Genomic DNA, 9911 nt, shown 5'->3' with positions numbered 1-9911 from the left:
GTTCAAACAAAAAACAATAAAATAAAAACAAGGCATTATTTTTTAGTAATGCCTTGTTTTTTTTAATAACAATTTGCTCAGGTGTATAAACCTTGAATACCTTATTAAACACCAAATCTTGAACATTTTTATAACTATAATGATGAAATGTCCCCTTCGAGGCTTTAAACAGTAGATACTTTTGTCAGGTCATGATGCAATTCATTACAATTTGCATTTTGAGGTTAACCAATAACAATTGCAAAATTGCTTTATAAGCTTAATTCAATTTAGATATGAGAAGACAGAGTGTATTTCATCCTTTAAAATTTTATTCCAGTTGTTTGCTCGTTTTATCTTGTTTCACACAAAGTTGTAAATCTGTTGAACCGCAAGAATCTAAAGAGCGTACCAATGAACCCATATTTAGCAATTTTGCCTATAAAGGAGATGATAAAGTTTACAGAGAAAATCCCGTTAGCTCCAATAATTTTTATACAAGTATCTTACAGGGTTGTTATCCGGATCCTGCAATCACCAGAAAAGGCGATGACTATTTTTTGGTAAACTCTTCTTTTACTTTTTTTCCTGGAGTACCTATTTTCCACTCTAAGGATTTGGTTAACTGGAGGCAGATAGGCCATGTATTGGATAGGCCTTCACAGTTAAAAGTAGAAAACACCTTGATGAATTTTGGAGTTTATGCTCCTGCTATTAAATACAATCAGTATAATGATACATTTTACATGATAACCACTCAGTTTTCAGGAGGATTTGGTAACATCGTTGTGAAGACAAAAGATCCGTTTAAAGGATGGAGCGATCCCATAAAACTTCAATTTGATGGTATAGACCCTTCTATGTTTTTCGATGATAATGGTAAGGCTTATGTGGTTCATAATGACGCGCCAGCAAAAGAGGCCGAATTGTATAATGGTCATCGTGTCATTAAAATCTGGGACTATGATTTAGAGAACGATAGAGTTGTTCCGGGAACAGACAAGATTATAGTAAATGGAGGCGTTGATATTTCGAAAAAGCCAATCTGGATTGAAGCGCCACACATCTACAAAAAGAACGGGCGTTATTACCTGATGTGTGCAGAAGGAGGTACAGGAGGAGCGCACAGCGAGGTGATTTTTAGTTCAGATAATCCTAGAGGGCCATATACACCGGCTCCAAAAAATCCTATTCTAACGCAAAGACATTTGCCGGCAAATAGACCTGATAAGGTAGACTGGGCCGGACATGCAGATTTAGTTGAAGGGCCAGACGGAAAATATTATGGCGTTTTTCTGGCAATCAGGCCAAATGAAAAAGACCGGGTAAATACAGGGAGAGAAACTTTTATATTACCGGTAGACTGGACCGGAGAGTTTCCTGTTTTTGAAAATGGTTTAGAACCTATGCCGGCCACAATTAAAACACCAGCGGGTGTTGTAAATAAAAAAGGCGATGAGGGCTTTTTCCCATCCGGTAACTTTGAGTTTAAAGATAACTTTGATAATGAAAAACTAGACTACAGGTGGATTGGAGTAAGAGGACCCAGAGAGCATTTTGTACATTCTGATAAAAAAGGCGGACTCCGTATTAAACCATTTACAGTCAATATAAGCGAAGTTAAACCTACATCGACCTTATTCTACAGACAACAGCATAATAATTTTTCTGCCGAGGTTGCTATAAACTATCAGCCAAATTCAGAAAAAGACTTAGCAGGATTAGTTTGTATGCAGAATGAGAAATTTAATTATGTGTTTGGTATCACCAAAAAAGGAAAGACAAATTATATAGTATTACAGCGTACGCAAAATGGTATTAAAACTATAGTAGCTAGTGAGAAAGTGGATATTAATAAGCCACTTCGCTTACAGGTTAAAGCAAATGGAGATAACTATGAATTTGCTTTTAAAAGCGGTACAGCTGGTTACACAAGGCTTGGCGGAATAGTGTCAGGAGATATTTTGTCTACTAATGTTGCGCAAGGTTTTACAGGAAATTTAATAGGCTTGTATGCGACCTTAAATAACAATATGGATCTATCAGTCATAAAATAAATTTAGAAAGCATTCCAAACCAAAAAGCCCTGTTTCATAGGCTAGCGTAACTCTTTAGCAATTGAAATTAACTCTCTAAAGAAATTATGCTTTAGTGTATTGAAACAGGGATATAACCAATAATGAGGATTAACCAAATAATATAAGCCAAATATGAAGCAATTAGTTTGTTTATTTCTGGTGTTTTCGATGTTTTCGATTTCACTGTTTGCGCAACCTTCTGAAATGCAGGCACCAGAAGGTTTTGATGTTCAACGCGAAGGAATAGCTCATGGAAATGTTGAGATGATTATCTACAAATCTAAAACCGTTGGTGCAGACCGTAAAGCAAGAGTGTATACTCCGCCAGGGTTTAGCAAACGTAAAAAGTACCCGGTGCTTTATTTATTACACGGAATAGGCGGAGACGAAAATGAATGGTATAACCAGGGAAATCCACAGGTTATATTGGATAATCTGTATGCACAAAATAAGCTGGAGCCTATGATAGTGGTTTTGCCGAACGGACGGGCAATGAAAGATGACCGGGCGGTAGGAAATATTATGGAGGCCGAAAAAGTAAATGCTTTCTCGGTTTTTGAAAAAGATTTGTTAAACGATTTGATACCGCATATAGAGAAAACATATCCGGTATTGTCAAAAAGCGAATACCGGGCTATTGCAGGTTTATCCATGGGCGGCGGTCAGTCTTTGAATTTTGGTTTAGCTAATTTGGACAAATTTGCATGGGTAGGAGGTTTTTCTTCGGCTCCTAACACCAAAAGAGGAAAAGAATTACTGGCTAATCCAGAAGAAGCAAAAAAGAAGCTCAAATTGTTGTGGATTTCTTGTGGCGATAATGATGGACTTTTAAATGTAAGTAAAAGTACCCATGAATATTTAGAAAATCATAAAGTACCTCATATCTATTATGTAGAACCCGGTAACCACGATTTTAAAGTTTGGAAAAACGATTTGTACATGTTTTCCCAATTCTTATTTAAGCCGATAGACAGCACCACTTTTCCGAAATATACAGTTTTAGGTACGCCCGCATCCACCAATATTCGATCGGCAAAATATCCGCAAGTTTTACCGGATAGGCGGGTGATTTTTAAGGTAAAAGCTCCGGAAGCCCAAAAAATACAGATAGATCTGGGTAAGAAATACGATTTAATCAAAGGAACAGACGGAGTTTGGACAGTTACAACCGAACCAATAAATGAAGGATTTAACTATTATTCCTTGATTATAGATGGTGTGGTTGTGGCCGACCCGTCAAGTGAAACTTTTTACGGAATGGGAAGAATGGCAAGCGGTATAGAAATTCCGATTGCGGGAGAACCTTTTTATAATGAAAGGGACGTACCGCAAGGAGAAGTACGGATGAAAAGATATTATTCTGATGTTACCAAATCGTGGAGAAAACTATATGTATATACACCGCCTTCTTACGATTTAGAGGCGAGCAGCAAATTTCCGGTGCTTTATCTTCTTCATGGTGGTGGCGAGGATGAAAGAGGATGGTCTGCCCAGGGTAAAGCAGATCTTATTTTAAATAACCTGATAGCCGACAAAAAAGCGAAACCAATGGTTGTGGTTATGTTGGACGGTAATCTGTCTACTGGCATAGCAGGATTTACAGATCGCTCTTTAGCTATGTTTGAAAACGAGTTGATAAAAGCGGTAATTCCTTTTGTAGAAAAAACTTATCGGGTATCTGATAAAGCCACAGATAGAGCCTTAGCAGGACTATCTATGGGTGGTATGCAAACCTTACATGCCGGAATTAAGCACTCCAACTTGTTTTCTGGTTTGGGCGTATTCAGTTCAGGATGGTGGTCTAACAGACCCGAGCTCTCAAAACCACATTATGATTTTATTCAGGAAAATGTTGCGACAATTAACAAAAACGTGAAGAATCTATGGATATCTATGGGGGCAAAAGAGGATATAGCTTACGAAAACTGTAAAATCATGCTAAAGAAGTTCGACGATATGGGGCTTAAATATACTTACCAGGAATATCCGGGAGGGCATACCTGGCCAGTGTGGAGAAGAAGCTTACACCAGTTTGCTCAAACTTTATTCAAACAATAAATGCCATACAGATGAAAAATAAATATCTTATTACGTTGATTATAATAGCTGGAGCTACCTTAAATAGCTTTTCGCAGCAAGTAAACAAAAACTTTCACATATACCTTTGTTTTGGACAATCTAATATGGAGGGACATGCAAGGGTAGAAACCGATACCAATTTGCCTGTTAATAAACGTGTCAAACTACTTCAAGCGGTTTCCTGCGAAGATCTTAAAAGAGAACAAGGTGATTGGTACGACGCTATAGCTCCTCTGGTAAGATGTAATACAGGTCTTGGCCCGGCAGATTACTTTGGGAGAGCCATGGCGAACAGTTTGCCTGATAGTGTAACTATAGGAATTGTAAATGTGGCAGTAGGCGGTTGCAAAATTGAGTTGTTTCATAAAAAATATAGTGAATCTTATATAAACACAGCGCCAGATTGGATGGTAAGTGCATTAAAAGCCTATGGTAATAATCCTTATCAAAGACTGATTGAGATGGCAAAAGTTGCGCAACAATCCGGAGTTATTAAAGGAATACTCTTACACCAGGGCGAATCTAATACCGGAGATACTTCGTGGCCACAAAAAGTTAAAGATGTTTATGGGGATTTAATTCAGGACTTAAATCTGAATCCTTCAAAAGTACCTTTATTAGCCGGAGAGGTAGTTCATGCAGAACAAAACGGTGTATGTGCAGGTATGAATGAAATTATCGGACAGCTACCCGGATTTATACCCAATGCCCATGTGATATCGTCAAAAGGATGTGAGGCAGGTCCAGACCGTTTACATTTTACAGCGGTGGGTTACAAAGAATTGGGGAACCGTTACGCAAGTAAGATGCTTACTTTATTGACTAATTAAAGTTATAAGATTAATAAACCTTATAAGCAAGATATGATGATTAAACTTCGATATACTTATACTTTCAAGACTATTTTATTTTTTTGTTTTTTAGTGGTTTCTGGATTTCTATCCCATGCGGAAGAAATAGTCGCTACTAGTCCTGATAAACAGTTAACGGTTAAAATTAATGCAGAAGATGGCCTGCCAAATTTTTCTGTTTTTTTTAAAAATAAAACCATGCTGGAAAAATCTCCCCTTGGGATTATAACCAACGAGGGAGATTTTAGTAAAGGCATGAAATTGCTTAAATCAGATGTGGGACACGTAAGTCACGACTATATACAAGATAAAATTAAGCGAAGTGAAATAACCTATCAGGCCAATACAATTAAGTGTACTTTTGAAAACGCAGATAAAAAACAGATTTCGGTACTTTTTCAGATAAGTAATAACGATATCGCATTCAGATATGAACTGCCAACCTGGGGCGAACGAATAGTTTGTGTAGTAGAAAAAGAGACTACTGGTTTTCGTTTCCCTTCACATACCACAACTTTTCTGTCGCCTATGATGACACCAATGGTAGCTTTTGCTCGTACAGCACCGAGTTATGAAAGTGGATACGAAGCAGATGCACCATTAGAAAAATCAACGTCAGGGGAAGGTTATGTTTTTCCGGGATTATTTAAAATAGGAGATAATGGATGGGTTCTGCTTTCCGAGACAGGAGTTAGTAGTCTCTATTGCGCTTCTCATTTAAGTTCATGGAGGAATGGTGTTTATACTGTTGAATACCCAAATATTAAGCAAAATAACGGCTTTGGCAGCACTGGTGCACAAATAGGGTTGCCGGGGAAAACGCCATGGCGAACAATAACTGTAGGCGATAATCTTAAGCCAATAGTAGAAACTACTATAGCTTTTGATGTGGTTGAACCTTTATATGAAGCAACGCAAAAGTATAAGTATGGAAAAGGTACCTGGAGCTGGATTATATGGCAGGATGAAAGTATGAATTATCAAGATCAGGTGAAATATATTGATCTGGCCGCAGCGCTTGGTTTCGAATATATACTTATAGATGCCTGGTGGGATACCAGAATAGGTTATTCAAAAATGGAGGAGCTTATTAAATACGCCAAATCCAAAGGTGTAGATGTGTTTCTGTGGTATAATTCAAATGGCTCTGCTAACGATGCATTCCAGACACCATTACATAAAATGAATACCTCAATAGCCAGAAAACAGGAAATGAAATGGTTAAAAAAAGTTGGAGTAAAGGGATTGAAAGTGGATTTCCTTGGAGGAGACAAACAAGAAACCATGCGTTTGTATGAAGATATTTTATCGGATGCCAATGACTATGGTTTGATGATTATTTTTCATGGCGCAACACTTCCAAGAGGGTGGGAGCACATGTATCCGAATTTTGTCGGCAGCGAAGCTGTATTGGCTTCAGAAATGCAAATTTTCTCTCAACATGCCCGCGATAATGAAGCGTTTTATGCCACTTTGCATCCGTTTATAAGAAATACAGTGGCCTCCATGGAATATGGAGGTGTGATGTTGAATAAATTCCTTAATAAGGGCAATAAGCAGGGACAGCAAAGATTAACAACTGATATCTTTCAACTGGCTACGGGAGTTCTTTTTCAGAATCCGGTACAGATGTTTGCCCTGACACCGAATAATTTGCATGACGTTCCGCAATTCGAAATAGATTTTATGCGCAACCTGCCTACCACCTGGGATGAAACCGTTTATATAGACGGTTTTCCGGGAAAATACAGTGTGGTTGCTCGCCGGAATGGGTCTAAATGGTATATAGCTGGCGTCAATGCACAGCGAGACGCATTGAAACTGAAACTGGACCTTCCTATGCTAAAAGGTAAAAAGTCTCAATTATATAATGACGATAAACTTAAGCAGCCTTATACGAAAGAGTTAATAGTTAAAAAGAATGGTGTTACTGATATAGAAATACAAGCTAATGGAGGATTTGTGATAGTAGCGAGCGAGTAATTTTATGATGCAATTGATTATGGAATATATAATTAAGAAGGTTACATGCAAAAGGATTTTACAACTTCTTTTCTTACATATACTGGTTTTTCCGTTTAAAGCTTATAGTCAGGATGATTTAAAACTTTGGTACAATAAACCTGTAATTGATAATGTTTGGGAGCAAGCTTTACCGATAGGAAACGGGCGTTTAGGTGCTATGGTTTATGGGATTCCTCAAAGAGAACAACTTCAACTAAATGAAGAAACCATTTGGGGTGGGGGACCATATCGTAACGATAATAATAAAGCTCTCGAAGTTTTGCCTCTGGTTCAAAAAATGGTGTTTGATGGCCAAACACAGGAAGCGGATAAACTTATCAATCAAAGCTTTTTTACCCAAACACATGGCATGCCCTTTCAAACAGCAGGAAGCCTGATTCTTAATTTTCCGGGACATAATCAATATGAGAATTATTATAGAGAACTCGATTTAAATAAGGCAGTTGTTAAAACTACTTATACTGTTAATGGAGTTAAATATACCCGTGAAGTATTTTCTTCCTTTACCGATGACGTTATCATTATGCAGCTTACGTCCAGCGAGAAGGGAGCCTTAAATTTTGACATCGGGTATGTCAATCCTTCCCAACATACGGTTTCAAAGAAAGATAATTCCCTGGTTTTAGAAGGAAGAGGTTCGGACCATGAAGGTATAGAAGGAAAAATCAGATATCAAATACATACCTTGGTTAGTCATGCGGATGGGCATGTAGCGGTTTCTGATCATAAAATTAATATAACAGAAGCAAGCTCAGCCACTATTTATATATCTATAGGGACTAATTTTACCAATTATAAATCCGTAGACGCCAATCCTGCGGAGCGAGCTGCTTCTAAGTTAGCTGTTGCAAAAAAGAAAAATTTTAAATCTGCGCTGCAACAACATTCAGCGACATATTATAAGCAGTTTGGTAGATTTAAACTCAATCTCGGAAGTCAGGATATTTCTAAAGAAGAGCCTACAGACGTACGGATCCGTAATTTTAAGGAAACACAGGATCCTGCTTTGGTGACCTTGCTCATGCAATTCGGGCGGTATTTGTTGATTTCGTCCTCACAACCGGGAGGGCAACCTTCAAATTTACAGGGTATCTGGTGTAATTCTATGCACCCGGCCTGGGACAGTAAATATACGATCAATATCAACACAGAAATGAATTATTGGCCGGCAGAGGTTACCAATTTATCTGATACGCATGAGCCGCTATTTCAGATGTTAAAAGACTTAAGTGAAAGTGGCAGAGAAACAGCAAAAACGCTCTATGGCGCAGATGGTTGGGTAGCTCATCATAATACGGATATCTGGCGTGTCACCAGCCCGATAGATTTTGCAGCTGCGGGTATGTGGCCTACAGGCGGAGCATGGTTGAGCCAGCATTTATGGGAACATTATTTATTTACAGGAGATAGAAAATTCTTAGCAGAAGCCTATCCAATTCTAAAAGGTTCAGCAGATTTTTTCTTGTCATTTTTAATAGCGCATCCTAAATATAAAGATTGGATGGTAGTGTCTCCTTCTATATCGCCAGAACATGGTCCAATAACCGCTGGTGTTACAATGGATAACCAGTTGGTTTTTGATGTTTTGACAAGGACGGCGTTGGCTGGTGAAATACTGGGAAAAGATACCAGCTATATTGCTAGGTTAAAATCTATGGCAAAACGAATTCCACCAATGCAAATAGGTAAGTATACGCAATTGCAGGAATGGCTTGAAGATGTAGACGACCCGAAGAACGAGCATCGGCACGTTTCTCATTTATATGGATTATATCCCGGTAATCAGATTTCACCTTATACAACTCCGGAACTATTTGAAGCTTCACGCAACTCACTAATATACAGAGGAGATTTTGCGACAGGATGGTCTATAGGCTGGAAAATAAATCTTTGGGCCCGGCTTTTAGAAGGCAACCGGGCGTATAAGATTATTAATAATATGCTAACCTTGGTTGATAAGGAAAATAGAGATGGCAGAACCTACCCGAATATGTTCACCGCCCATCCTCCTTTCCAGATTGATGGAAATTTTGGTCTTACCGCAGGTGTTGCAGAGATGCTGGTACAAAGTCATGATAGAGCATTACACTTGTTGCCAGCTTTACCTGATGTCTGGGATACCGGTTCTGTGTCCGGAATTGTAGCCCGTGGAGGTTTTGAAATAGATATGAAGTGGCAGGCAGGTGCAGTTCAGGAAGTAAAGGTATTATCTAAAATTGGCGGTAATCTTCGCTTGCGATCATATGCACCGCTGAAAGGACAAGGATTAAGAAAGGCAGAGGAAGATAACCCGAATATATTAATGAATACCATAACTGGCGCAAAAGCGATAGTGTCTGACAAAGCCGTCTTAAAAGGAAATAATCTAAAGGCAGTTTATGAATATGATGTACCTACTGTTGCCGGTAAAACTTATACTTTTTTCCGGGGAAACAGAGATTAAATTAATAGAATGTAGGTTACGAACGTACCATTGATATAACACTCAGTATTAACTATAACAGGTAATGAGAAAAATTATATTTATAAGTATTTCATGGTTATTAATTCTATCCCAAATTAGCGTTGGGCAGACTTATACCAAAACTAATACAGGAATTAAATTCTCAACAGAAAATATCTCGGTAGAGATTAAGGTTTATAATTCTAAAATCATACGAACCATAAAATACCCCAGAGGAGTGGATTTTTTGAAAGAAAGCCTTTCTGTTATTAAGTCTGAACAAAAGACTCCTTTTACAGTAAATCAGCAAGGTAATGAGCTAACTCTTCGAACGGCAGATTTACATCTTAAGCTCGATTTAAAGTCGGGAACCGTTTCTTACCATCATATTTCGGGAAAAACGCTATTGAATGAACAATTGAGCGATAGTCAGTTTACCCCGTTTAATGATGCCGG

General features: G+C 38.2%; 6 protein-coding genes. All 6 read left to right on the top strand.

What is annotated here, in order from left to right:
• Positions 1 to 275: 275 nt before the first annotated feature.
• The gene (locus ABWO41_RS11265; RefSeq protein WP_353137744.1) at positions 276 to 2036 is read left to right on the top strand and encodes a glycoside hydrolase family 43 protein; all 1761 of its coding nucleotides are present in this window, start codon (positions 276 to 278) and stop codon (positions 2034 to 2036) included.
• Between the two features lie 153 nt (positions 2037 to 2189).
• Positions 2190 to 4115 (top strand): alpha/beta hydrolase, encoded by a 1926-nt coding sequence (locus ABWO41_RS11260; RefSeq protein ID WP_353137742.1) that lies wholly within the window; start codon positions 2190 to 2192, stop codon positions 4113 to 4115.
• 11 nt (positions 4116 to 4126) lie between these two features.
• Complete coding sequence (locus ABWO41_RS11255; protein WP_353137740.1) at positions 4127 to 4966, top strand: sialate O-acetylesterase; 840 nt, start codon at positions 4127 to 4129, stop codon at positions 4964 to 4966.
• Positions 4967 to 4999: 33 nt separating this feature from the next.
• A complete protein-coding gene (locus ABWO41_RS11250; protein WP_353137738.1) occupies positions 5000 to 6970 on the top strand; it encodes a glycoside hydrolase family 97 protein in 1971 nt (656 codons plus the stop codon).
• A 19-nt stretch (positions 6971 to 6989) separates the two neighbouring features.
• Positions 6990 to 9455, top strand: coding sequence for a glycoside hydrolase family 95 protein (locus ABWO41_RS11245; protein ID WP_353137736.1), 2466 nt, complete (start codon positions 6990 to 6992; stop codon positions 9453 to 9455).
• A 64-nt stretch (positions 9456 to 9519) separates the two neighbouring features.
• Positions 9520 to 9911 (top strand): DUF4968 domain-containing protein (locus ABWO41_RS11240; RefSeq protein ID WP_353137734.1); only part of this gene is annotated, 392 nt, incomplete at its 3' end.

The organism is Pseudopedobacter sp., assembly GCF_040392825.1.
In the GTDB taxonomy this organism is placed as follows: Bacteria; Bacteroidota; Bacteroidia; order Sphingobacteriales; family Sphingobacteriaceae; genus Pseudopedobacter.
The sequence above is the reverse complement of the archived record's forward strand: the minus strand, read 5'-3'. Positions and strand labels throughout refer to the sequence as shown.